A 24,439-nucleotide genomic window follows, 5' to 3' on the forward strand; every position below is an offset into this window, starting at 1 on the left:
GCGCGCCCGCGCGCGGGCCATTTGGCGCGCTATGGCAGGTGACACGCAAATTCTCATGGGCGGCGCGCCGGAAGGCTTCGACGCGACCCTTCTCTTGCGCGAGGTGGCAACGCGCGACGGCCCGGTGATGTTCGTTGCGCGCGACGACAAGCGTCTGGCGCGCATGGCGGAGGCGCTGGCCTTCTTCGATCCCTCGATGCCGGTCCTGTCCTTTCCCGCCTGGGATTGCCTGCCCTATGACCGGGTCTCGCCGAATGCCGACATCTCGGCCGCGCGGATGGCGACGCTCGCCGCGCTCGTGCATGGGGCGCCGACCCGCTTCGTGCTGCTGACAACGCTCAACGCCGCGACCCAGCGCATCCCGGCCCGTGAGATCTTGCGCGAGGCGGCCTTCACCGCCGAGGTCGGCGGGCGCATCGACGAAGAGGCCCTGCGCGCCTTCCTCGTCCGCATGGGCTTCAGCCAGGCCCCGACCGTCACCGAACCCGGAGATTACGCGATCCGTGGCGGCATCATCGACGTCTTCCCGCCCGGCGAAGGCGGGCCTGTGCGGCTCGATCTCTTCGGCGATGTCCTCGACGGGGCGCGCCGGTTCGATCCGGTCTCGCAGCGCACGACCGAGAAACTGTCGGTCGTGGAGTTCGCGCCCGTCTCCGAGGTGATCCTCGACGAGGCCGCCATCACCCGGTTCCGCCAGAACTACCGCATCGAGTTCGGCGCAGCAGGCACGGACGATCCGCTCTACGAGGCGGTGAGCGCGGGACGCAAGCACCAGGGGATCGAGCACTGGCTGCCGTTCTTCCACGAACGGCTCGAGACCCTCTTCGACTACCTGCCGGACGCGCCGCTTCTTCTCGACGAACAGGCGACGCCCGCGCGCATCGCACGGTGGGAGCAGATCGCCGACCAATACGAGACGCGCAAGATCGCGATGCAGGAAAAAAGCCGCATCGACAGCGTCTACAAGCCGGCCCCGCCCGAGCTTCTCTATCTCGATGACGAGGCTTGGGAGACGGCCGTTGCGGGCCGCCGCCGCGTGCAGCTCTCTCCGTTGCCGCAGGCCTCGGGGCCGAACACCGCCGATGCGGGCGGGCGGCTCGGCCGCAACTTCGCACCGGAACGCCAGCAGGAGAGCATCAGCCTTTTCGGCAGCCTCGCCGATCATGTGAAGAAGAAACTCGAGGACGGCCCCGTCGTCATCGCCTCCTATTCCGAGGGCGCACGCGAGCGCCTCTCCGGGCTCATCGAGGACGAAGGTCTCGGCGAAGCGATCGAGATCGCCAACGGCACGCGGATCGGCAAGCGCGGCCTTCACCTTGCGGTCTGGGCGCTCGAGCATGGCTTCGAAGGGCCGTGGGGCGACAAGAAGGGCCATATCACCTTCATTTCCGAGCAGGACGTGCTGGGCGACCGGCTCATCCGCGCGCCCCGAAAGAAGCGCCGGGCAGAGAACTTCCTGACCGAGGCGCAATCGCTGTCTCCGGGCGATCTTGTTGTGCATGTCGATCATGGCATCGGCCGTTTCCAGGGGATGGAGGTCATCACCGCCGCTGGAGCCGCGCATGAATGCCTGCTTCTCGAATATGCCGAAGGCGCGCGGCTCTACATGCCGGTCGAGAATATCGAGCTTCTGTCCCGCTACGGGCACGAGGAGGGCCTCCTAGACAAGCTCGGCGGCGGCGCGTGGCAGGCCAAGAAAGCGCGCCTCAAGGAACGCATCAAGGAGATGGCGGATCGTCTCATCCGTATCGCCGCCGAACGCGCGCTTCGGAAAGCGCCGGTGCTCGAGCCACCGACAGGCGCGTGGGATGCGTTCCTCGCGCGCTTCCCCTACCCCGAGACCGACGACCAGCTGCGCGCGATCGAAGATGTCGCTACCGACATGACCTCGGGCCACCCGATGGACCGGCTCATCTGCGGCGATGTGGGTTTCGGCAAGACCGAGGTGGCTTTGCGCGCGGCGTTCATCGCGGCGATGTCGGGCACCCAGGTCGCGGTCATCGCGCCGACGACGCTGCTTGCCCGCCAGCATTTCCAGAGTTTCGCAGAACGCTTCCGGGGCTTCCCCCTTGAGGTGCGAGCGCTGTCGCGCTTCGTCTCCTCGACGGAGGCCTCGAAGACCCGCGAAGGGCTCACGAAAGGCACAGTCGATATCGTCGTCGGCACCCATGCGCTTCTGTCGAAGAACGTGAAGTTCCAGAATCTGGGGCTTCTGGTCGTCGACGAGGAGCAGCATTTCGGCGTCTCGCACAAGGAGCGGCTGAAAGCGCTGCGGACGGACGTCCATGTCCTGACACTGACCGCGACGCCCATCCCGCGCACGCTGCAGCTCTCGCTCTCGGGCGTGCGCGATCTGTCGATCATCGGCACGCCCCCCGTCGATCGTCTGGCGATCCGGACCTATGTCAGCGAGTTCGACGCGGTCACGATCCGCGAGGCGCTTCTGCGCGAGCATTACCGCGGCGGCCAGAGCTTCTATGTCTGCCCCCGGATCAGCGACCTCGCCGAGATCGAGGAGTTCCTGAAGGAGCAGCTGCCCGAATTGTCCTACGTGGTCGCGCATGGCCAGATGGCGGCCGGAGAACTCGACGACAAGATGAATGCCTTCTACGACGGCAAGTACGATGTGCTTCTGGCGACGACGATCGTGGAGTCGGGCCTCGACATTCCCACCGCCAACACGATGGTCGTGCACCGCGCGGACATGTTCGGTCTCGCGCAGCTTTACCAGATCCGGGGCCGTGTGGGCCGTTCGAAAGCGCGTGCTTACGCGTATCTGACAACCGAGCCGCGCAAGCGCCTGACCGCCACCGCCGAGAAACGCCTGCGCGTCCTGTCCTCGCTCGACACGCTCGGCGCGGGCTTCACGCTGGCAAGTCAGGATCTCGACATTCGCGGCGCAGGCAATCTTCTGGGCGAAGAGCAGTCCGGCCAGATGCGCGACGTGGGATACGAGCTTTACCAGTCGATGCTGGAAGAGGCGATTTCCAAGATCCGTTCGGGCGAGGTCGAGGGCCTGTCCGAGATCGACGAGCAATGGTCGCCGCAGATCAATCTCGGCGTGACGGTCATGATCCCCGAGGATTACGTGCCCGATCTCGACGTGCGGCTCGGCCTCTACAGGCGGCTTTCGTCGCTCACAACGAAGGTCGAGCTCGAAGGCTTCGCGGCCGAGCTCATCGACCGGTTCGGCAAGCTGCCGCGCGAGGTGAACACGCTCCTTCTCGTGGTGCGGATCAAGGCGATGTGCAAACGCGCCGGGATCTCCAAGCTCGATGGCGGGCCGAAAGGCGCGACGATCCAGTTCCACAACGACAAGTTCGCCTCCCCCGAAGGCCTCGTGGAGTATATCAAGGCGCAGAACGGGCTTGCGAAGGTCAAGGACAACAAGATCGTCGTGCGTCGCGACTGGGCGAAGGAGAAGGACAAGATCCAAGGGGCCTTCGCCATCGCCCGCGACCTTGCAGAGAAGGTGCGCGACGCGAAAAAGGCCGAGAAGGCGAAGGCGGCGGAGTAACGCGCCGCCGCGCCACGGGCGGGCCGCGGTCCGGCGATCCTGACCGTCGAGCCTCTCGCTTTATCCCAGCAAAGTCAGGTCAAGATCGCAACGAAGCGCTGGCCCATCCAAATCGCCGGGCCTCCGGGGCGGCCCGGCGATGGCGCGGCGGCCTGCGGCCTTGTTCCGCGCCCGGACACGCCGTTCAAAGGGCTGAAAGGCTCAGATCCCCCGCGCCTCCCGGATCAGCTTCAGGATGTCCTGCGCCGCCTCGGGAATATTCGTGCCCGGCCCGAAGATCGCCTTCACCCCGGCCTTTTTCAGGAAGTCGTAATCCTGCTGCGGGATCACCCCGCCGCAGATCACGAGAATGTCCTCGGCCCCTTCCGCTTTCAGCGCCTCTATGAGCTGCGGCGCCAGCGTCTTGTGCCCGGCCGCCTGGCTCGAGATGCCGATCACGTGCACGTCGTTGTCGATGGCATCCTGCGCGGCCTCGGCGGGCGTCTGGAACAAGGGGCCGACATCCACGTCGAACCCGATATCGGCAAAGGCCGTGGCGATCACCTTGGCACCCCGGTCATGCCCGTCCTGGCCCATCTTGACGACCAGCATGCGCGGCCGGCGCCCTTCGGCCTCTGCGAAATCCTCCACCGATTTCTGGATCGCCGCGAAGCCTTCGTCGCCCTCATAGGCCGCGCCGTAGACACCGGCGAGCGTCTTCACTTCGGCCCGGTGGCGGCCAAACACCTTTTCCATCGCCATCGAAATCTCTCCTACGCTGGCCCGTGCGCGCGCGGCCTCGACCGCCGCCTCGAGAAGGTTGCCACCCTCTTTCGCGACCCGTTCGACCTCCGCCAGGGCCGCGTCACATGCGTCCTGATCGCGGCTGGCGCGGATCCGCTCAAGCGCCTCGACCTGGGACTGGCGCACCTTGGCGTTGTCGATGTCGAGGATGTCGAGATCCTCTTCCTTCTTGAGCCGGTACTTGTTCACGCCGACGATCACGTCCTCGCCGCGGTCGATCTTGGCCTGACGCTGGGCGGCGGTCTCTTCGATGCGGAGCTTGGGCATCCCGCTTTCGACCGCCTTGGTCATGCCGCCCATCTCGTCGATCTCTTCGATCATCGCCCAGGCCTTTTCGGCCAGGTCATGGGTCAGCCGCTCGACGTAATAGGAGCCCGCAAGCGGATCGACGACATTCGTGACCCCCGTCTCCTCCTGCAGGATGAGCTGGGTGTTGCGCGCGATCCGGGCGGAGAAGTCCGTCGGCAGCGCCATCGCCTCGTCGAGCGCGTTGGTATGCAGCGACTGCGTGCCGCCAAGCACCGCGCTCATCGCCTCGTAGGCGGTGCGGATGACGTTGTTGTAGGGATCCTGCTCGGCCAGGCTGACGCCGCTCGTCTGGCAATGGGTCCGCAGCATCTTGGAGCGCGCCTCCTTCGCCCCGAGATCGGTCATGATCCGGTGCCAGAGCATCCGCGCCGCGCGCAGCTTCGCGGCCTCCATGAAGAAGTTCTTGCCGATGGCGAAAAAGAACGAGAGCCGCCCGGCGAAGCGGTCCACATCCATGCCGCGCGCGATGGCCGCCTCGACATATTCCTTGCCGTCCGCCAGCGTATAGGCCAGCTCCTGCACGAGGTTCGCGCCGGCCTCCTGCATGTGGTAGCCGGAGATCGAGATCGAGTTGAAGCGCGGCATCTCGTTGGCGGTGTATTCGATGATGTCCGCGATGATCCGCATCGAGGGCTCCGGCGGATAGATGTAGGTGTTGCGGACCATGAACTCCTTGAGAATGTCGTTCTGGATCGTGCCCGACAGCACCTTGGTGTCGTGGCCTTGCTCCTGCCCTGCCACGATGAAGCTTGCCAGCACCGGGATCACCGCACCGTTCATCGTCATGGAAACCGACACCTGATCGAGCGGAATACCGTCGAACAGCACCTTCATATCCTCGACGGAATCGATCGCGACGCCTGCCTTGCCGACATCGCCAACGACACGCGGATGATCGCTGTCATAGCCCCTGTGCGTCGCAAGGTCGAAAGCCACGGAGACGCCCTGCTGACCCGCATCGAGCGCGCGGCGGTAGAACCGGTTCGATTCTTCCGCAGTGGAGAAGCCCGCATATTGCCGGATCGTCCAGGGACGACCCGCGTACATCGTCGCCTTCACGCCGCGCGTGAACGGCTCGAAGCCCGGAAGCGAGCCCAGGTGCTCCAGCCCCTCGACATCCGCCTCGGTATAGAGCGGCTTGATATCGAGGCCCTCCAGCGTCTTCCAGACGAGGCTGTCGGGGGATTTGCCCTTGAGCTCTTTTTCAGCCAGAGCCCGCCAATCTTCGATCTTGGCCGTCATCGTATCGTCCTCTCTTCTCTGACGCGGACGGACGGCCGATTGCCGGTTCTCGCCCGTTCGGATCTTCCTCGTATCGTGCAAGCCCGCCTGCTCCGGCCCTGAGCCAGAAGAGGTCGTCCTGGTAGGTCTCGCGCAGCGCCATCGCTTGCCCGTGGGTGAAGGGCGTCCACCGCCCCTGCCCCGGCCCGAGCGCACAGGCCGGCACGCCGCGCGCCGCGAGCGTCTCGGCAAGCTCGGACCGCAACGGGGAGCGGTTGATCCAGAGCCTCGCCCGGTCGCGCGGCGCGTCCGACCAATCCGTTGCCAGCGCCATCAGCCGATCCGGCCGGGCCGCGAAATTCTCGAAGGTGGTCACCACCAGTTCCGTCTCCGGCAGCGCCGCAGCGGCATCCTCGATCACGCCGCGCCAGCCACGCGCCCTGACCGACAGGTCGATCAGCGTCTCGGGATAAGGCAGCCCCATGCCGCGCGAGACGGAGACCGCCATCGCCGAAGCCCAGTACATCTCGAGCGACCGCACTTGCAGCACCGCGCGCGTCACCGGGCCGAAAGCCGCCCCGAACCGCGCGAGACGCTGACCGATATCGGGATAAAGCTCCGCCGTGCGGATGTTCCGCCGCATCGTGCCGACCATGTTCTCGTCCGAGATCAGCAAGGTCTCTATGCCGCACGATGCCACCCGCTCCGCCGCGAGCCGCACCCGGCCGCGATCCCTGTCGCGCCCGCCCTCGGCAATCCCGTGAAAGAGCCCCTTGCGCGTTCGGCACGGCCCCCAGAAACCGATGTTCCGGCCTTGCAACGCCGAAGCCTCTGCCCGCGCATAGCGCTGGAAGGTCGTGGAGGCGCTGCGATGCGCGCCCAGATGCAGGACGATCTTCATGAACGCAGCCTCCGCCCGGTCCCGTGGACACGGCCGAGACTGCCCGCTTCAATGTGAGCGTCGCCTTAACGTTAAAGTTTTCGTGGTCTGGGGGCATGTTGGGCTTCGAAAGGCGAGGATCCGCGCATATATTCCCCACCATGACGCGCATCGCTACAGCAACCGCCCTCGCCCTGTCGCTCCTCGCCTCGCCCCTCCTGGCGGCAGAAGCCGGTTCCGATACAGATGAATTGATCCAAAGCGCCGAAGGCCGCTCGCTATCCGAGTTCGAGTGGCTCAAGCGCCCGCTCATCGTCTTCGCGGACAATCCCGCCGACCCGCGATATGTCGAGCAGATGCAGTACATCACCGATCGGACGGACGCGCTGATCGATCGTGACGTCGTCGTGCTGACCGACACCGACCCGGCGCTTTCCACCGAGATCCGGCGCGAGCTCAGGCCGCGCGGCTTCATGCTGGTGCTCATCGCCAAGGATGGTACGCGCGTACTGCGAAAGCCTTTCCCCTGGAGCGTGCGCGAGCTTTCGCGCTCCATCGACAAGCTGCCCGTGCGCCAGCAGGAAATCCGCGACCGGCAAGGCACCTTGCGGGACTGAGCCGAAAGCCTCGCAGGTCGCGGGTGTGGCGCCGGGCGCGTCATCGCCTCACTCGAATTCCATGATCACGTCGTCCACGGCAAGGCTGTCGCCCGGCCCGGCATTGATCTTGGAGACCACGGCTTTCTTCTCGGCGCGCAGGATGTTCTCCATCTTCATCGCCTCGACGGTACAGAGCGCCTGGCCTTCCTGAACCTCGTCGCCCGGCTCCACGTTGATCTTCACGATGAGGCCCGGCATCGGGCAGAGCAGCATCTTGGAGGTGTCGGGCGGCTCCTTTTCGGGCATGAGCCGCGCAAGCTCGGCCTGACGGGGTGTGCGGACATGCACCCGCAGATCCGCCCCGCGGGAGCGTACGCGGAACCCGCCCGAGATCTTGCCGATCTTCATCACGAGCGCCTGTCCGTCGATCTGCATCCGGGCAAGCTGATCTCCCGGCGTCCAGTCGCCGGTGACGCGGTGCTCCTTTCCGTCCGCGAACCGGATCGTCGCGCCCTCGCGATCCGCTTCGATGGTCAGGTCGTAATCATTGCCCTGAAGCGCGACGTTCCACTCCGAGCCGACATGCCGCTCATGATTGTCGAGCCGCCCCGAGACCCGCGCGCGCCGAATTTCCGCCACTCGGTTCATGGCCGCCGTCGCGGCCGCGATGCGCCGCAAGGCGTCGTCTGAAAGCGTCACGCCCTCGAACCCCTCGGGATATTCCTCCGCGATGAAGGCCGTCGTCATGTCGCCGCTGGCGAATTTGGGATGGTCCATCACCGCCGACAGGAACGGCAGGTTGTGCCCGATCCCTTCGACCTCGAACGCGTCGAGCGCCGTACGCATGGTCTCGATCGCTTCGCCGCGCGTGCGCCCCCAGGTGCAGAGCTTGGCGATCATCGGATCGTAATACATCGAGATCTCGCCGCCTTCGAAGACGCCGGTATCGTTCCGCACGATCCCCTCGCCGAGCGGGCCCTCCTCGGGCGGGCGGTAGCGGGTCAGCCGGCCAATGGAGGGCAGGAAGTTGCGATAGGGATCCTCGGCGTAGAGACGGCTTTCGATGGCCCAGCCGTTGATCGTCACGTCCTTCTGAGCGAGCGCCAGCTTCTCGCCATTGGCGACGCGGATCATCTGCTCGACAAGGTCGATCCCGGTGATGAGCTCGGTCACCGGATGCTCGACCTGCAAGCGCGTGTTCATCTCGAGGAAGTAGAAGTTCTTGTTGCCGTCGACGATGAATTCGACCGTCCCGGCACTGGTGTAGCCGACGGCTTCGGCCAGCGCGCAGGCCTGCTCTCCCATTTTGCGGCGCGTCGCTTCGTCGAGAAACGGCGATGGCGCCTCCTCGATGACCTTCTGGTTCCGCCGCTGGATCGAGCATTCGCGCTCGTTGAGATAGATGCAATTGCCGTGGCTGTCGGCCAGAACCTGGATCTCGATATGCCGCGGCTGGGTGACGAATTTCTCGATGAAGATGCGGTCATCGCCAAAGCTGCTGGCCGCCTCGTTCTTGGAGGACTGGAACCCTTCGCGGGCTTCCTCGTCGTTCCACGCAATCCGCATCCCCTTGCCGCCGCCACCTGCGGAGGCTTTGATCATCACCGGATAGCCGATCTCGGAGGAGATCTTCACCGCCTCCTCGGCATCTTCGATCAGCCCCATATAGCCCGGCACGGTCGAGACCCCGGCCTCCTGGGCGAGCTTCTTGGAGGTGATCTTGTCGCCCATCGCCTCGATCGCGCCCTTGGGCGGGCCGATGAAGGCGACGCCCTCGGCCTCGAGCGCTTCGGCGAATTTGGGGTTCTCCGACAGGAAGCCATAGCCGGGATGCACGGCCTCCGCGCCGGTCTGGCGGATCGCGTCCATGATCTTGTCGATCACGATATAGGACTGGTTCGCCGCCGGCGGGCCGATATGAACAGCCTCGTCCGCCATCTCGACGTGCAGCGCGTTCTTATCCGCGTCGGAATAGACCGCGACGGTCTTGATGCCCATCTCGCGGGCAGTCTTGATGACCCGGCAGGCGATCTCGCCCCGGTTGGCGATCAGGATCTTCTTGAACATGAGCGTCCCTCTTGATGGACCGCCGGAGCTTGTGCCTCCCCGGATGCGGTCTGCGCACGAAAAAGGCCACCCGCGGCGCGTGCCGGGGTGGCCTTGGAAAGTCTGTTTGTCAGGCCGCGCGACGCGGCCCGGCCGCGATCAGCAGCGGCTCGGGTAGGTCCGGCAGTAGGCGACGTTACCGGCTGCGCCGACGACCGCACCGGTCGTTGCGTCGCCGCCTGTCGCGGCCGCGGTGCCTGCGCCTGCTGCGCCGCCGATGAGGGCTTGCTCACCGAGCGTGTCGCCACAAGCGGCGAGACCGAGAAGGGCGAAAACTGCGGAAATTTTTGCGATGTGACGCATGATAACTGCTCCCTGGAAGCGCTTTTACATTCAGATAATGCCATAACTGGCGAAAAAGACGTAGAGTTCCAGCGAATTCGACGATTTTCGCGAGAATTGGCGAAAACCGGCTTAAAGGATGCTGTGAGCCCGGGAAAAAATCCGGGCGGCCAGTTCGGGGATGGACCAGTCCGCCCGGAAGGGGAAGGGTAACGGTGAGTGAGCGGCGCTGGGGAGCGCCTCACCAAGTGCGACCCCATCGGGGACATATCAACGCTGACACCGATTTGGCGACGCGCAAACCTTACTTTGAGGCAAGCGCTCGCATCGGCTTCAACCCGCGCATCGGAAGGGGCGCTCGGCAGGATCATGCCCATAAATCCCCGTCAAACGCGTCGGGAAAGGAAGCGCGGGCGGCGCGCTCGTCGATGATGAGACGGGCGTCGTAATCGGTGGGATCGAACGGATCGTCATAGGGCAGAACTTCGCGGCCGAAGAGCCAGGACAGGCGCCCGGCATCGAGATTGCCGCGCTCGAAGGGCTCTGCGCCGAACTGCTCCCAGAGCGCGGCCATGAACCACAGATCCGCGCGCCGGTCGGGGGCGCGGCGATCCGCAAAGCGCTCACGCTTCGTGATCGGGGTGGCACCCTTGGGATTGGCCCGGCGAATTGTAAACTGGAAATCCGTTCCGGGCAGTCGTCCCGGAAACCCGCGGTGCTTGATCATCGGCCCACCCCTGCGAAGAGGTGCCGCGCGGGGCCGTGGAGCGGGGCGGCGCGAAGCCGCCCCGTTGCCGAATTACTTGTACTTGCCGGTGTAGACCGGCTCTTGCGTGATCGGCGCGGGTTCGACGACCACAAATTCCTCTTCAGCTGCCTGCTGGCCGCATGCTGCGACGGTGCCGACAACGGCGAAGAGGGAAAGAAGCTTGATGCTCTTGGACATTTCTGTCTCCTGTTGTTCCGTGATGGATAGCCGGACGCTGCCTCAGTCGTCGCGCCTTGTCCAGTCGAGGTTGCGATTGCTCTGTGACAATCGCTCTCCACCATAACTGAAAGCCCGGCGCGAATACATCTGTGCCCTTCAAACGGTGCGTCCTGTGGTGCGAAAGCCGCAGAACCGTGATAGGTTCCATCAGAATGCACAAAATCTGGTGGAAGCATCAGAAGGCCTCCCAGATGCAGCGGTCATCTTCGATGCTGTAGGCCTCGAAGACCTGCACGATATCGGGCCGGGACACTCCAAATTCGGTTGCCTCCGAGCCGATGGAGATCACGATCCGGTTCGGATCGGGGTATTCGCCCGGCACCGACGGCAGTGCGATTTCCGAGCAAAGATGGTCCATGTCGGCGGAAAGGCGCTCAAGATCCAGCTCGGTCTCCGCCAGCTCGTCCGAGACGAACCGGAAGCGGAGCAGCGCATCGTCGCTCTCGCTGACCTCGAAGCGCAATTCCTGAAACTCGACGACGCGGCCGGACGGCAATTCGATGGGATCTTCCAGCGCGACGGCCGGTCCGGCGAGCGCGATCAAAGCGGATGCCAGGAAGGTGGTGCAGCCCCGACCCCTTTTCAGGGCTCCTCCCGCCGGGGCTGCTGATGGGCGGGACAGTCCCGCATCCTGTGCCAAGAGTGCAGCTTGAGACCGCTGCATGAAGAGACGACGAACACTTGGGAAACGTTGAAAAAACATCGCCTCTTCTTGGCGTTGCCGGGAACCTTGGCGTGTGAAGGGGTTTTTAGCAAGCATAATTTTTTCGCATTCCGCCAATGGATTGGGCGCCTCCCCCGGGTCGACTTGATTCGCTCAGAGGGGAATGTTGTCGTGCTTCTTCCACGGATTTTGCAGTTTCTTGCCCCGCAGCGACGCGAAGGCCCGGCTCACCCGCCTCCGGGTGGAGCGCGGCTGGATCACCTCGTCGATGAACCCCTTCTCGGCAGCGACGAACGGGTTGGCGAACCGATCCTCGTACTCGGCCGTTCGCGCCGCGATCTTCTCGGCATCGCCCAGCTCGGAGCGATAGAGGATCTCGGTCGCCCCCTTCGCGCCCATCACCGCGATCTCTGCCGTCGGCCAGGCGTAGTTGAAATCGCCGCGCAGGTGCTTGGAGGCCATCACGTCGTAAGCCCCGCCATAGGCCTTGCGGGTGATGACCGTGACTTTCGGCACCGTCGCCTCGCCATAAGCGAAGAGAAGTTTCGCGCCATGCTTGATGACGCCGCCATATTCCTGGCCCGTCCCCGGCAGGAATCCGGGCACGTCGACGAAGGTCAGGATCGGGATTTCGAAGGCATCGCAGAACCGCACGAAACGCGCGGCCTTGCGGCTGCTGTCGATGTCGAGGCAGCCCGCAAGCACCATCGGCTGGTTCGCGACAACGCCCACCGTGCGCCCTTCGAGGCGGATGAAGCCGGTGATGATGTTCTTGGCGAAGTCTTCCTGGATCTCGTAGAAATCCGCCTCGTCCGCGACCTTCAGGATCAGCTCCTTCATGTCGTAGGGCGTGTTGGCGTTCTCGGGCACGAGCGTGTCGAGAGAGCTTTCCTGCCGCCCCGGCTCGTCGAAGAACGGACGTTCGGGCACCGCGGCGCGGTTGTTGAGCGGCAGAAAATCCACGAGCCGCCGCACTTCGGCCAAGGCTTCCACGTCATTCTCGAACGCGCCATCGGCGACCGAGGATTTCTTGGTGTGGGTCGAGGCCCCGCCCAGTTCCTCGGCGGTGACGACCTCGTTGGTGACAGTCTTCACCACGTCAGGGCCGGTCACGAACATGTAGGAGCTGTCTTTCACCATGAAGATGAAGTCGGTCATCGCCGGGCTGTAGACCGCCCCGCCCGCGCAGGGCCCCATGATGACGGAGATCTGCGGGATCACGCCCGAGGCCATGATATTGCGCTGGAAGACCTCGGCATACCCCGCAAGGCTCGCCACGCCTTCCTGGATACGCGCGCCGCCCGAGTCGTTCAGACCGATCACCGGTGCGCCGTTCTGCATCGCCATGTCCATGATCTTGCATATCTTCTGGGCATGGGTTTCCGAGAGAGAGCCGCCGAAGACCGTGAAATCCTGGCTGAAGACATAGACCATGCGGCCGTTGATCGTGCCCCAACCGGTCACGACGCCGTCGCCATAGGGACGCTGCTCTTCCATTCCGAAATCGGTGCAGCGATGGGCGACGAACATGTCGAACTCCTCGAAGGAGCCTTCGTCGAGCAAGAGATCGATCCGCTCGCGCGCAGTGAGCTTGCCCTTGCCGTGCTGCGCGTCGATGCGCTTTTGCCCGCCGCCGAGCCGCGCTTCTTCGCGCCGCTCCTCGAGTTCGCGCAGAATGTCCTTCATCGCCCGCTCCCTGGTTGCTTATGCTGCAAGTGCCAAATCCGTGGCCGCCGGACAAGAAAAATTCGGCAAATTTGCAAATTTTGGAAAAATCTTGCTTTGCTAATTGCAAATATGCGAACCACGCAGGCCGCAGCGGACCGATTGCCCTTCCCCGCCGCGCGCCCTAAACCGGAGGCATGAGCGCTCCCGATACGCGGTTTCTCGACCGCAGCACCCCGCCGCACATCGCCACGCTGATCCTGTTGTCGGGCGTCTCGGCGCTGACCATGAACATCTTCCTGCCGAGCCTGCCCCGGATGGTCGAATATTTCGACACCGAATATCGGCTCGTGCAGCTTTCGGTCGCGATCTATCTCGGTGTGAACGCGGTTCTGCAAATCTTCGTCGGCCCGGTCTCTGACAAGTTCGGCCGGCGTCCGGTGATCCTGGGCGGAATCGGGATCTTCTGCGTGGCGACGGTGGGCTGCATCTTCGCCACCGATATCTACGTCTTCCTCGTCTTCCGCATGATCCAGGCCGCGATCGTGACCGCGATGGTCCTGAGCCGCGCCGTGGTCCGCGACATGGTCCCGCAGGACAAGGCCGCCTCGATGATCGGCTACGTGACGATGGGCATGGCGGTCGTGCCGATGATCGGCCCGGCCATCGGCGGCGTCCTCGACCAGGTCTTCGGCTGGCAGTCGAATTTCTGGCTTCTTCTTCTCTGCGGGCTCGCGCTCTTCTGGCTCACATGGCGCGATCTCGGCGAGACGGCGCGCCCCTCGGGCCTCACCCTCTCGCAGCAATTCCGCGAATATCCCGAGCTTCTGCGCTCCCCGCGGTTCTGGGGCTACGCAATGGCGGCGGGCATGTCCTCGGGCGCCTTTTTCGCCTATCTCGGCGGCGCGCCTTTCGTCGGCTCGGAGGTTTTCGGCCTCTCGCCTGCGCTTCTCGGCATTTTCTTCGGAGCGCCGGCAGTGGGCTACTTCCTGGGGAATTACGCTTCGGGCCGGTTCTCGACGGATTTCGGCGTGAACCGCATGGTGCTTGTCGGCACCATCATCAACGGTGCGGGCATCGCGGCCTCGATGGTCGTCTTCCTGATCGGCGCAGGCTCGGCGCTGTCCTTCTTCGGGTTCATGTGTTTCGTCGGCCTCGGCAACGGCATGACCATCCCCAATGCGACCGCCGGGGCCCTATCGGTGCGCCCGCACCTCGCAGGCACCGCCTCGGGGCTCGCGGGCGCGATCATGATCGGCTTCGGCGCTGCGCTTTCGGCTGCGGCGGGCGCGCTTCTGCAACCAGGCACCGGGGCATGGCCGCTTCTTTGGCTGCAACTCGGCACCGCGATCCTCGGCGTCTTCTCGATCCTCGTCGTGATCCGGCGCGAGCGGCAGATTTCCCGGCTGGACCCCGCCTGAACATTTTGCAAACTGGTGCAAAGCGGTTTGCAAAAAGGTGCCGGGCATGGCGCTCCAGAAACTCTACGCGGGCGCGAAGCTGCGCGACCTGCGACAGCGGCTGAGCCTCACGCAGCGCGATTTCGCGGCCAAGCTCGGCGTGTCGCTGCCCTATCTGAACCAGATGGAGAACAATAACCGCCCGGTCTCCACCACGGTCGTGCTGGCGCTGGCGCAGGAGTTCGGGTTCGACGTGACCGAGCTCAGCCAGGGCGACGCGGAGCGGCTCATCACCGATATGCGCGAGGCGCTTGCCGATCCGGTCTTTGCCGACGCACCGCCCCTGGCCGACCTGCGGCTCACCGCCTCGAACGCCCCGGCCCTCGCTCGCGCCTTCCTCGAACTCCACCGCGCCTACCGGCAAAGCCATGACCGCCTCGCCTCTCTCGACGAGGCGCTCGGGCGCGAGGATGCGCGCCTTGCCCCATCGCCCTGGGAGGAAGTCCGCGACTTCTTCCATTATTGCGACAACTACATCGATGCGGTGGACCGCGCGGCGGAGCGCTTCGCCCGCGAGACCGAGACCGGAGACGATCCGCGCCGCGCGCTCGTCGTCCATCTTGCCGCGCGGGGGATCGAGACTCGGTTCATTCGCGATGCGCGGCTGCGCTTCTACGACCCCGAATTGAAGCTCTTGATGATCTCGTCGCTGGTGCCGTTCGAGACCCAGCTCTTCCAGCTCCTGCTGCAAATCGCGCTTCTCGAGCAGGAAAAGCTCCTGGAGGCGACGCTCGACCTTGCGCGTTTCCAATCGGACGAGGCGCGCGCCATCGCCAAGATCGGGCTTGCCAATTACTTCGCGGGCGCGGCGCTCATGCCCTACACCACCTTCCTCGAGGCCGCCCACGAAGTGCGCCACGATCTCGAGCTGCTGGCCGCGCGCTTTCACGCCTCGATCGAGCAGGTGGCGCACCGGCTCTCCACGCTTCAGCGTCCGGGCGCAAAGGGCATCCCCTTCTTCTTCGTCCGCGTTGACCAGGCCGGCACGATCACCAAGCGCCATTCGGCGACCCGTCTGCAATTCGCGCGGTTCGGCGGGGCCTGTCCCTTGTGGAACGTGCACCGCGCCTTCGAGACCCCGGGCCGTTTCCTGCGCCAGCTCGCCGAGACGCCGGACGGGATGCGCTATATCAGCCTTGCGCGCGACGTCTCCAAGCCGGGAGGAAGGTTCGGCGCGCCGACCCGGCGCTATGCCATCGCGCTTGGCTGCGAGGTCGCCCATGCGGGCGCGCTCACCTATGCAGACGATCTCGATCTCAGCCGCTCGGACGCCTTCGAGCCGATCGGCATTTCCTGCCGGATCTGCGAGCGGCGGAACTGCCATCAACGCTCCGTGCCGCCCCTGGAGCGTCGGCTCTCGATCGATCCCGACCAGCGGGGCGTTCTGCCTTACAGCGTGGAGTGAACGCGCCATTCCAAAGCGCGCAGCGATGGGCTAGGCTCCGCGCCACAGGGCAAGAGCAGTCGGCAGAATGGCCAAGAAGACAGCGCCGCCGCGCAGGGTGAACATTGTCATCGTCGGGCAAGACGGGCGTCTCGGTTACGAGGCGGCGCTCTTTGCGCTGTCGCTGAACGCGCGCATGACGGGCACCAGGTTCCGCCTCTTTATTGCGGAACCCGAGCCCGGCCCGCTCTGGCCCGGTGATCCGCGCATCCAGGATGCCGATCTGCGCGCACTTCTGGAAGATCAGGGCGCGACCTTCCTTCCCTTCCAGAGCCGGCATTTCGGCGCGGCCTATCCCTATGGCAACAAGATCGAGGCCCTCTTCGCGCTGCCGCCCGATGAGCCCTTCATCTTCTTCGACACCGATACGCTCATCACCGGGGATCTCGACAAGGTGCCGTTCGATTTCGCACGGCCCTCCGCCTCGCTGCGGCGTGAAGCCACATGGCCCGAGATAGAGCTCTACGGGCCGGGCTACGCGGCGATCTGGAAAAGCCTCTACGACAAGTTCGGGCTCGACTTCGACAGCTCGCTGGACCTGACGCAGCCCGACGAGTACTGGCAGCGCTACCTCTATTTCAACGCGGGCTTCTTCTACTACAAAGAGGCCCGCGCCTTTGCCGAACGGTTCCTGGGCTACGCGCTGGCGATCCGTGACGATCCGCCGTCCGAGCTCGTCTGCCAGAGCCTCGACCCCTGGCTCGACCAGGTTGCACTGCCCCTCGTGATCCATTCCCTCGGCGGCGGGCGCGACGCGCTGGAGCCCGGATGGCTCGACGGGTCGACAAGCTGTCACTACCGGCTCCTGCCGCTTCTCTATGCGCGCGAAGACGATGCCGTGGTGCAGCTTCTCGAAGAGATCACCGCGCCCAACAAGGTCAAGAAGGTGCTCAAGGGCTCCGAGCCGATCAAGCGGATGGTCTACCAGGGGCGCGGTGCAAAAGTGCGCGCGCTCTTTGACCAAGACGACCTGCCGCGCAAGGAGCAGGCGATCCGCAACCGTATCAAGAAGAACGGGTTCTGGATGCGCTGAGACGGGACTTCGGCGCCTCGCGCCCTAATTCGGCGTCCATGACGGAGAAAATCGGCAAGCTTTTCGAACACTTCGCGACGCTGGTCGCCCTCGCGCTTCTCGTCGGTGTTGCGGCTGTGATCGTCATCGCGACGGCAAGCTTCCTGCGGCTGACCGCGGAAGTCGCGATCCAGGACAGCTGGCAGGTGTCTTATACAACGCTCCAGCAGCTCTTCGACCTCCTCCTCGGCGCGGTGATCGCGCTGGAGCTCGCCCATTCCGTGAAGCTCATGGTCGAGGGCCACCGCGGTTACGCGCAGGTGCGGATCGTCCTCGTCATCGGCATCCTCGCCGTCGTCCGAAAGCTCATCGTGATCGAGCTCGAGACCGTGTCGGGGTTTCTCCTCCTCGGTCTTGCCGCGGCGGTGATCGCGCTCGGCGCGATCTTCGGCATGCTGCTCTGGCTCGACCGGACCGGAGACCTGCCGAAGGACTGATCCCTCTTTCGGGCCGCGCCGAGATCGCCTAGCGTCTGGCGCAACGAAAGGGAGGGATATTCCATGAGCGAATACGGTTTCGACACGCTACTCATCCATGCCGGGGCGCGGCCCGATCCGGCGACCGGCGCGCGGCAGACGCCCATCTACCAGACGACCGCCTACGTGTTCCGCGATGCCGACCATGCCGCGGCGCTCTTCAACCTGCAGGAAGTGGGCTTCATCTATTCCCGCCTGACGAACCCGACCGTGGCCGTCCTGCAGGAAAAGATGGCGATGCTGGAAGGCGGCCAGGGCGCGGTCTGCTGCTCATCGGGTCACGCGGCGCAGATCATGGCGCTGTTCCCGCTGATGGGTCCGGGCAAGAACATCGTCGTCTCGACGCGTCTTTACGGCGGCTCGATCACCCAGTTCAGCCAGACGATCCATCGCTTCGGCTGGTCCGCGAAATTCGTCGATTTCGACGACATGGACGCGGTTGCCGCGGCAATCGACGACGACACCCGCGCGGTCTTCTGCGAGAGCATCGCCAATCCCGGCGGCTACATCACCGATCTCGACGCGGCCGCCAAGGTCGCGAGCGACGCGGGCCTGCCGCTCATCGTCGACAACACCTCCGCCACCCCCTATCTCTGCCGTCCGATCGAGCATGGCGCGACCCTGGTCGTCCATTCCATGACGAAGTTCCTGACCGGCAACGGCACGGTCACGGGCGGCGTCGTCGTCGACAGCGGCACCTTCGACTGGTCCGCCTCGGGCAAGTTCCCGTCGCTCTCCGAGCCGGAGCCGGCCTATCACGGTCTCAAGTTCCACGAGACGTTCGGCCCCCTTGCCTTCACCTTCCACGGCATCGCGGTTGGCCTGCGCGATCTCGGCATGACGCTGAACCCGCAAGCCGCGCATTACACGCTGATGGGGATCGAGACGCTGTCGCTCCGCATGAAGAAGCACGTGGAGAACGCGGAAAAAGTGGCCGGCTGGCTCGAAGGGCACGCGGCCGTCGAAGGCGTGACCTATGCCGGCCTGCCCTCCTCGCCGTATCACTCGCGCGTCGCGCAGATCTGCCCCAAGGGCGCGGGCGGGCTCTTCACCGTCGCGCTCAAGGGCGGTTATGAGGCCTGCGTGAAATTCGTGGATTCGCTCGAGCTCTTCAGCCACGTCGCCAATCTTGGCGACACCCGAAGCCTCGTGATCCATTCGGCCTCCACGACGCACCGCCAGCTCAGCGAAGAACAGCAGATCGCCGCCGGCGCGGCACCGAACGTGGTGCGGATCTCCATCGGGATCGAGGATGCCGACGACCTCATCCGCGACCTCGACCAGGCACTGGCCAAGGCCTCGGCCTGAGCGGATCCGAGGGCCGTTTGGCGGCCGGTTTCCGCCGGAGGGACAAAAAAATCCATGGAACTTTCGGGGCGGTCGTCACAGGCCGCCCTTCTTGTTGATATAAATTATTTTTTTGAGATGCGTATTTTTGTCATACCCTGAAAATCAATGGGCACAACTGCGAGAAACGCCCGAAAGTCATTGTTTTTTGGCGTATTTTTCCCTTGCTAAAAGGAACATCTGCGACTCCGATTTGTTCTCGAAACCGTGAACAGTCCAAACGGAGGAACGGATCACATGACCCTAAGACGCCTACTTCTGACTTCGGCCCTGACGCTTCCCGCCATGGCCGGCACAGCCTTCGCGCAAGACAGCGACGCGCCCTGCGACGAACTCTCCGCGATGATCGAGGACGGGGCACCCGAGTCCGTCTCGATGAGTGAAGACGAGCTGCAGCGCATCGTGGAGGAAGGCAATGCCGATGCCTGCGAGACGCAGCTCACCATGATCGAGCAAGCCGAAAGCGACAGCTCCGGCGGCGATCAGGCGCAGGACAGCGCGAGTGACAGCGATAGCGCGAGTGCTGAAGCAGAGGCAGACGCCAGCGTCGCCGAGCGTGAGACCACGACCGTCCAGATCGACGAGGAACGCGTGGTCGAGGGCGTCGTACGTCTCAGCCGCGAGACCCCGCAGGTCGACGTGGACCAAGGCGAGACCGAGGTCACGGTAGAAAATAACCGTCCTGACGTCACCGTCTCCCAGCAGCAGCCCGAGATCACGGTCCGCCAGCCGCAGGCCAATGTGACATTCGAGATGGCGCAGCCCACCGTCACCATCGACCAGCCGGCCCCCGAAATCATCATCACGATGCCCGACCCGGATGTGAACGTGGCGAACGCGGAACCTCAGGTCGAAGTGCGGCAGTCCGAGCCGAGCGTCACGGTGCAGCAGGCACCGCCGCAGGTGAACCTTGATCTCCGCGTGGTCGACAATGCCGATGCCACGGGTGACGGCGTTCAGGTCGAGGACGAGCAGTCCGGCTCCACCTATTCGCAGGGTGAGGCACAAGACCTGCAGCCGATCGAGAACGCGCAGGTCAACCTGACGCAAGCGGACCCCGTCGTGACCTATCAGGACGGCGCGGGATCTTCGGAGAACGGTGACGACGACAGCGCGTCTGCTGAGCAATCGGGCGGCGACGCGGAAGCCAGCTCCGCGAACATCACTTATGAGAGCGCCGGTCAGCCGAATGTGACCTACGAATCCTCGGAGCCGAATGTCGAAGTGACGATGCAGGGTGAGCCCAATATCGAGCTCACGCAATCGGGCGAGCCGCAGATCACCATGCAATCTGCCGACGCCGACGAGGCGAACAGCTCCGGCGAGACCGCCGAGGAGCAAAGCTCGAACACGCAATCGGGCGAAAGCGACACGCAGACGGACACCGCCAGCGACAGCCAGTCCGACGACAGCGCGGAAGGCGACAGCCAATCCGCCGACGCCACGTCCGGCGAGAGCCAATCCGAGGAAACGACGGACACCGCCGAAAGCGACGCGGCAACCGGCTCGGACATGCAGGTCGATGGCTATGAAGCGGTGGCGATGACTGATCTCGGCCGCGATGCCGTCTCGAACGGCGTGCTCTACAACACCAATGGCGAGCGCATCGGCGCGATCAAGAACGTCGTCGCCGAAAGCGGCGAGACGATCGACCAGGTCATCGTCGGCGTCGGCGGCTTCCTCGGGATCGGCGAGCGCGATGTCGCCATCGACACCGGTGAGCTGACCGCGATGCAAGCCGAAGACGGCGACGATCTGCGTCTCTACACCGACATGACGCGCGACGAGCTGCAAAATATGGAGCGTTACGAGGGCTGAGCCTCTCTCCGCTCACAAGGAAGGGTCGGCATATCCCGCCGGCCCTTTTTCATGTCTTCGGGCAAGAGCGCCACCCCGCTCTTTTGGGTTGGCGAAAATACCGCCGCCGGAGGCAAACCGGAGCGGGCGGCTACGCCGCCCGTGACATATCAAGCGCGCGAGGCGTTTCGCCTCGCGCTCCTTCGGATCAGGCCGATGCGGCGTAGATCTTGTCGATATTCTCGCCGAGCGCCGCGTTGAATTCCGAATCCGTCTGGCCCTTCGACAGACCTTCGGTCAGCGCGCGGGAGAAGCTCGCGATCATCTTGGGGTTCGCGGACAGGCGCTCGCAGGCCTCGTCGGTGGAATAGCCGCCAGACAGGGCGACGACGCGCACCACCCGCGGGTGGTCCGCAAGCGCATCGTACAGGCCCGGCGCGGTCGGGATGGTCAGCTTGAGCATGACGTCCTGACCCTCCTCAAGCGTGTCCAGATGCGACAGGATCGCATCGCGCAGCATCGCCTCTGCCTCGGCCTTGGTCTCCGAATGGATGTCCACTTCCGGCTCGAGGATCGGCACGAGGCCCGCATCCACGACCTGCAGGCCGAGCTCGAATTGCTGCGTCACGATCGCTTCGATGCCGTCGCGATCGGCGTGTTTGATGACCGAGCGCTCCTTGGTGCCGAAGATACCATGCGCGACGGCCTCTTTCAGCAGATCGTTGAGCCCCGGGATCGGCTTCATCAGCTGCACGCCCTGCGCTTCGTCCTCGAGGCCCTTGTCGATTTTCAGGAAGGGCACCACGCCCTTCGCGCCCCAGAGCGCTTCGGCAGTCGGGCGGCCTTCGACCTCGCCGCGCATGGTCTTCTCGAACAGGATCGCGCCCAGCACCTTCTCGGAGGCGAAATGCGGGGAGGTGATGATCCGTGTCCGCATCTTGTGGATCTCGGCGAACATCTCGTCATCGCCAGAATATTCGCTTTCCTCGACCCCGTAGAGCCGAAGCGCCTTGGGCGTGGAGCCGCCCGACTGATCGAGCGCGGCAATGAAGCCCGCCTCCTTGGCCATGCGGCTCTTCTGCTGCTCGAAAGTGTCGTTGTCCCGTGCCATGATGCGGCCCTCGTTCCTGAATTCGTCGGACAGAGATTTACCGCAAGGATTGAACGAAGGATAGCCGCGCAGGAGCGCGGTTAGCGCTAAACCTCTGATTTTCCTTGATCGCGCGACTTGAGGACGAGGTGGATCCCGTCGCGGGAGCGCACCGTCAGATGCGCCACGGGCACGGGCGGCGGGCCGCCTGCCGGTGTGATCTCGAAGGCCCGAACGATCAACGAAAGAAGAAGCGGCCCTTCAACCATCGCAAAGCCTGCCCCCGTACAGACACGCCTGCCGGCCGAGAAGGGGATGAACGCCTCCCGCGCGCAGGTCTTGCCGTTCTCCGTGCCCCATCGTGCGGGGTCGAACCCGTCCGGGTTATTCCAAAGCCGCTCGTGCCGATGGAGGTGCCAGGGGCTCAGGACAAGCTGCGCGCCCTTTGGCACGTCGCGGTCTCGGAAGCGCTCGGGGCAGCTTGCCTCGCGCACCATCATCGGCACTGGCGGATAGAGTCGCAGCGCCTCGCGGAAGACGTCCCGGCTGACCTTCAGCCGCCCCATATCCGAGGCCGCGCCGGTCAGCGCCCGCGCCTCGTCCGCGACGCGCATCTGCCAGTCGGGATGCGTGGCGAGGAGATAGAGCGCCCAGGCCAGCGCCGAGGCGGAGGTCTCGTGGCCTGCAAGAAAGAAGATCGCCACCTGGTCGACCATCTCGGACGCCGAGAAGGTCTCGCCGGTCTCCGGGTCGGGCGTCGTCATGATCTTCGTCGCAAGATCGTCAGGCGCGGTGCCAGCCGCGATCTCCGCCTGACGCCGCGCGGTCATCTCGGTGATGAGAGCGCGGATCCGCGCCGCCGACGCCTTCGTGTCGCGCCGGAAGAACCGCGGCAGAAGTGACAGTTTCGGCAGGAAGGCGGCGAGGTTCAGGATTGGCTGGCTGCGCTGGTAGGCGCGGAACTCGTGGAAAACCGCCTGGGCCATCTCGTCCTCGATCGGGATGGAGAAGAGCGTGCGGAAGATGACATCGGCGGCGGCGTGGCTGGTCTCGGCCTCGATCTCGACGGGCGTGCCGGTACGCATCCTGAGCCGCGCCACGGCCTCCTGCCCCGCCGCCCACATCGGCGCCCAGGTATCGCCCAAACGTCCGCCCTCGAAGGCCGGATCGATGATGCGACGCTGCCGCTCCCAAGTGGCGCCGTTGGTCAGAAAGACGCTCTCGCCGAGAAGCGGACGCAAGCCCGCGCCGATCCGGTCCGATTTCGGGAAATCGCGGGGGCGGTCCTTCAGCACGGTCTTCACGAGGTGGGGCTGGTTCAAGAGGTAGGAGCGGAAGAAGGGCGTGCGGAACTCCGCCATCCAGGCGCGGTAGAGCCGCGCTGGCTGGGCCGACAGGATGTCCTGACGGAAGAGTTTCGCATACCGCCAGAGCGAGACGCGATCCGGCCGGGAGGGCGGTTTCGGTGGGATCATGCGGCCATTGAGGTGAACTTGGAGACCGCCGCGTCGATGCGGCTCGCCGAGGCCGGGCGGTCTTCGTAGCGCGTGGCCAGGCTCACAGGGCCTGCGGTGATCTGGAAGTAATCGTAGTCGAGCGGCGCATCGAAGGCGCAGAGATACTGGAAATGCAGCCGGAAGAAGCGCCAGCGCAGCTCTTTCCAGCGTTCGGGGCTGAGCGAGCGGGTGAATTGCGCCGAGAAGACCAGCGGCCAGCGCTTGTTCGCAGGCGCGACACCCGAGACCGAGACCGGATCGCAGAGCGCGAAAGCGCAGCCGTCCCCGGGCGCGGTCACGTCGATCCAGGTGAGCTCGTCGCGGGCGGACAGGAAGTGCAGATCCGCCCGGAGGCGATGGGCATCGGGAAGGAAGGAGACCATCGGCACCACCTGCCCCAGTGACAGAAACGCAAGATGCGGGCCGTTTGCGGGGACGCGCTTTGCGCGGATGAGGTCGGCCAGGATCGAAACACCCAGATGTGCGCCCGAGGAATGGCCGACGACGAGCACCTCGTCGACATCCGATCGGAGCGCTTCGGCGATCGTGTCGCCGAACGCGGCCATCCGCGCTTCGAGCTCGGGCGGGTTCGCGCCGCGATGGCGCGCGGAATAGGAGTAATCGTGCATGAGGTAATAGGCGAAGAACTTGCCGTCCTTGGCCTTGAACCAGCGCAGGAGCCAGATACCGACCGCCCCGCCCGCGATCCAGCCCAGCACCGAGGCGAGGAGCTCCGGCCCCGGAGCGAGGAGCTGCACTCCGCGCGCCAGCCCCCAGGCGGCCAGAAGAGCGATCAGCGCCTGCAAGAGCAGCATCCCGATCGGGTAGAGCGCCGCGATCACCGGACCTTTTCTCAGGCGCATCAGCCGCCAGAGCGCGCCGCTGCCGATATAGGCCCAGGCGGTCCGAACGAGGCTGAGATAGGTGGCGGGGATGGAGTCGGACATGCTGTCCCGCACGATGTCGGACCAGACCAGCACCTCGATATCGGCATCCGCGACCTGCCCGTCGATCACGCTTTCAACGTGCCAACCATAGGGGCCTTTCGTGGTCTTCGGCTTGAGCGCGATCTCGTATCCCGAAATCGCGGCCTGCGCCGCGGCTTCCTTGCGGTAGAGCTCGCGGTATCGGCGCGGATGGATGGGATCGTAGCCGGGAATGTAGATCACCCGCCTCCGGCGCACCTCCTGACCCGATTGTGGCATATGCCCATCCCTCGCTCTGACAGGAACAGGCTACTCTG

19 protein-coding genes are annotated in these 24,439 nt (G+C 64.8%); 8 read left to right on the top strand and 11 right to left on the bottom strand.

Features of this window, described 5'->3' with window-relative positions; translation table 11 throughout:
- The first annotated feature begins 31 nt into the window (after positions 1–31).
- On the top strand, positions 32–3,517 hold the full coding sequence (mfd, locus tag FIU91_RS11020; RefSeq protein ID WP_152462481.1) for a transcription-repair coupling factor: 3,486 nt from the start codon (positions 32–34) through the stop codon (positions 3,515–3,517).
- 201 nt (positions 3,518–3,718) lie between these two features.
- On the opposite strand, the gene scpA is transcribed toward mfd, so the two are convergent.
- Positions 3,719–5,851 carry a methylmalonyl-CoA mutase gene (scpA, locus tag FIU91_RS11025; protein WP_152462482.1) on the bottom strand — a complete coding sequence of 711 codons (2,133 nt, stop codon included), beginning with the start codon at positions 5,849–5,851 and terminating at the stop codon, positions 3,719–3,721.
- A complete protein-coding gene (locus tag FIU91_RS11030; protein WP_152462483.1) occupies positions 5,814–6,731 on the bottom strand; it encodes a hypothetical protein in 918 nt (305 codons plus the stop codon). The genes scpA and FIU91_RS11030 overlap by 38 nt, the downstream gene beginning before the upstream one ends.
- 140 nt (positions 6,732–6,871) lie before the next feature.
- Here FIU91_RS11030 and FIU91_RS11035 point away from each other — a divergent pair, with 140 nt between their 5' ends.
- A complete protein-coding gene (locus FIU91_RS11035) occupies positions 6,872–7,327 on the top strand; it encodes a DUF4174 domain-containing protein (protein WP_093009899.1) in 456 nt (151 codons plus the stop codon).
- A 48-nt stretch (positions 7,328–7,375) separates the two neighbouring features.
- Here the strand turns inward: FIU91_RS11035 and FIU91_RS11040 are convergent, their stop codons facing one another.
- The 6 genes from FIU91_RS11040 to FIU91_RS11060 form a co-directional block, all read right to left on the bottom strand.
- A complete protein-coding gene (locus FIU91_RS11040) occupies positions 7,376–9,376 on the bottom strand; it encodes an acetyl/propionyl/methylcrotonyl-CoA carboxylase subunit alpha (RefSeq protein ID WP_152462484.1) in 2,001 nt (666 codons plus the stop codon).
- Between the two features lie 138 nt (positions 9,377–9,514).
- The gene (locus tag FIU91_RS11045; RefSeq protein ID WP_093009901.1) at positions 9,515–9,718 is read right to left on the bottom strand and encodes a hypothetical protein; all 204 of its coding nucleotides are present in this window, start codon (positions 9,716–9,718) and stop codon (positions 9,515–9,517) included.
- A 346-nt stretch (positions 9,719–10,064) separates the two neighbouring features.
- Entirely contained in the window at positions 10,065–10,424 is a 360-nt protein-coding gene (locus tag FIU91_RS11050) for a hypothetical protein (protein WP_093009902.1), read from the bottom strand.
- Between the two features lie 72 nt (positions 10,425–10,496).
- The gene (locus tag FIU91_RS19435) at positions 10,497–10,643 is read right to left on the bottom strand and encodes a hypothetical protein (RefSeq protein WP_172974993.1); all 147 of its coding nucleotides are present in this window, start codon (positions 10,641–10,643) and stop codon (positions 10,497–10,499) included.
- 217 nt (positions 10,644–10,860) lie between these two features.
- Positions 10,861–11,229, bottom strand: a complete 369-nt coding sequence (locus tag FIU91_RS19440; RefSeq protein ID WP_172974994.1) for a DUF6497 family protein — start codon at positions 11,227–11,229, stop codon at positions 10,861–10,863.
- A gap of 273 nt (positions 11,230–11,502) precedes the next feature.
- Positions 11,503–13,035, bottom strand: coding sequence for an acyl-CoA carboxylase subunit beta (locus FIU91_RS11060; RefSeq protein ID WP_093009904.1), 1,533 nt, complete (start codon positions 13,033–13,035; stop codon positions 11,503–11,505).
- A gap of 176 nt (positions 13,036–13,211) precedes the next feature.
- On the opposite strand from FIU91_RS11060, the gene FIU91_RS11065 reads away from it, so the two are divergent.
- From FIU91_RS11065 to FIU91_RS11090, 6 genes are all read left to right on the top strand, one after another.
- Complete coding sequence (locus FIU91_RS11065) at positions 13,212–14,435, top strand: multidrug effflux MFS transporter (protein ID WP_152462486.1); 1,224 nt, start codon at positions 13,212–13,214, stop codon at positions 14,433–14,435.
- A 46-nt stretch (positions 14,436–14,481) separates the two neighbouring features.
- Positions 14,482–15,879 carry a short-chain fatty acyl-CoA regulator family protein gene (locus FIU91_RS11070; RefSeq protein WP_152462487.1) on the top strand — a complete coding sequence of 466 codons (1,398 nt, stop codon included), beginning with the start codon at positions 14,482–14,484 and terminating at the stop codon, positions 15,877–15,879.
- A gap of 67 nt (positions 15,880–15,946) precedes the next feature.
- Entirely contained in the window at positions 15,947–16,951 is a 1,005-nt protein-coding gene (locus tag FIU91_RS11075; RefSeq protein WP_152462488.1) for a hypothetical protein, read from the top strand.
- A 38-nt stretch (positions 16,952–16,989) separates the two neighbouring features.
- A complete protein-coding gene (locus FIU91_RS11080; protein ID WP_152462489.1) occupies positions 16,990–17,427 on the top strand; it encodes a phosphate-starvation-inducible PsiE family protein in 438 nt (145 codons plus the stop codon).
- Positions 17,428–17,490: 63 nt separating this feature from the next.
- A complete protein-coding gene (locus tag FIU91_RS11085) occupies positions 17,491–18,774 on the top strand; it encodes an O-acetylhomoserine aminocarboxypropyltransferase/cysteine synthase family protein (protein ID WP_152462490.1) in 1,284 nt (427 codons plus the stop codon).
- A gap of 276 nt (positions 18,775–19,050) precedes the next feature.
- Positions 19,051–20,631 carry a PRC-barrel domain-containing protein gene (locus FIU91_RS11090; RefSeq protein ID WP_152462491.1) on the top strand — a complete coding sequence of 527 codons (1,581 nt, stop codon included), beginning with the start codon at positions 19,051–19,053 and terminating at the stop codon, positions 20,629–20,631.
- 187 nt (positions 20,632–20,818) lie between these two features.
- On the opposite strand, the gene FIU91_RS11095 is transcribed toward FIU91_RS11090, so the two are convergent.
- The 3 genes from FIU91_RS11095 to FIU91_RS11105 form a co-directional block, all read right to left on the bottom strand.
- Positions 20,819–21,721: a fructose bisphosphate aldolase gene (locus FIU91_RS11095; protein ID WP_152462492.1), complete on the bottom strand. Its 903-nt coding sequence runs from the start codon at positions 21,719–21,721 to the stop codon at positions 20,819–20,821.
- Positions 21,722–21,807: 86 nt separating this feature from the next.
- Positions 21,808–23,175: a cytochrome P450 gene (locus FIU91_RS11100; RefSeq protein ID WP_152462493.1), complete on the bottom strand. Its 1,368-nt coding sequence runs from the start codon at positions 23,173–23,175 to the stop codon at positions 21,808–21,810.
- Positions 23,172–24,401, bottom strand: a complete 1,230-nt coding sequence (locus FIU91_RS11105) for a hypothetical protein (protein WP_152462494.1) — start codon at positions 24,399–24,401, stop codon at positions 23,172–23,174. Before FIU91_RS11105 ends, FIU91_RS11100 begins: the two co-directional genes overlap by 4 nt.
- Positions 24,402–24,439 lie beyond the last annotated feature (38 nt).

Origin of the sequence: Roseivivax sp. THAF30 (assembly GCF_009363575.1) — a bacterium.
Lineage (GTDB): Bacteria > Pseudomonadota > Alphaproteobacteria > Rhodobacterales > Rhodobacteraceae > Roseivivax > Roseivivax halotolerans.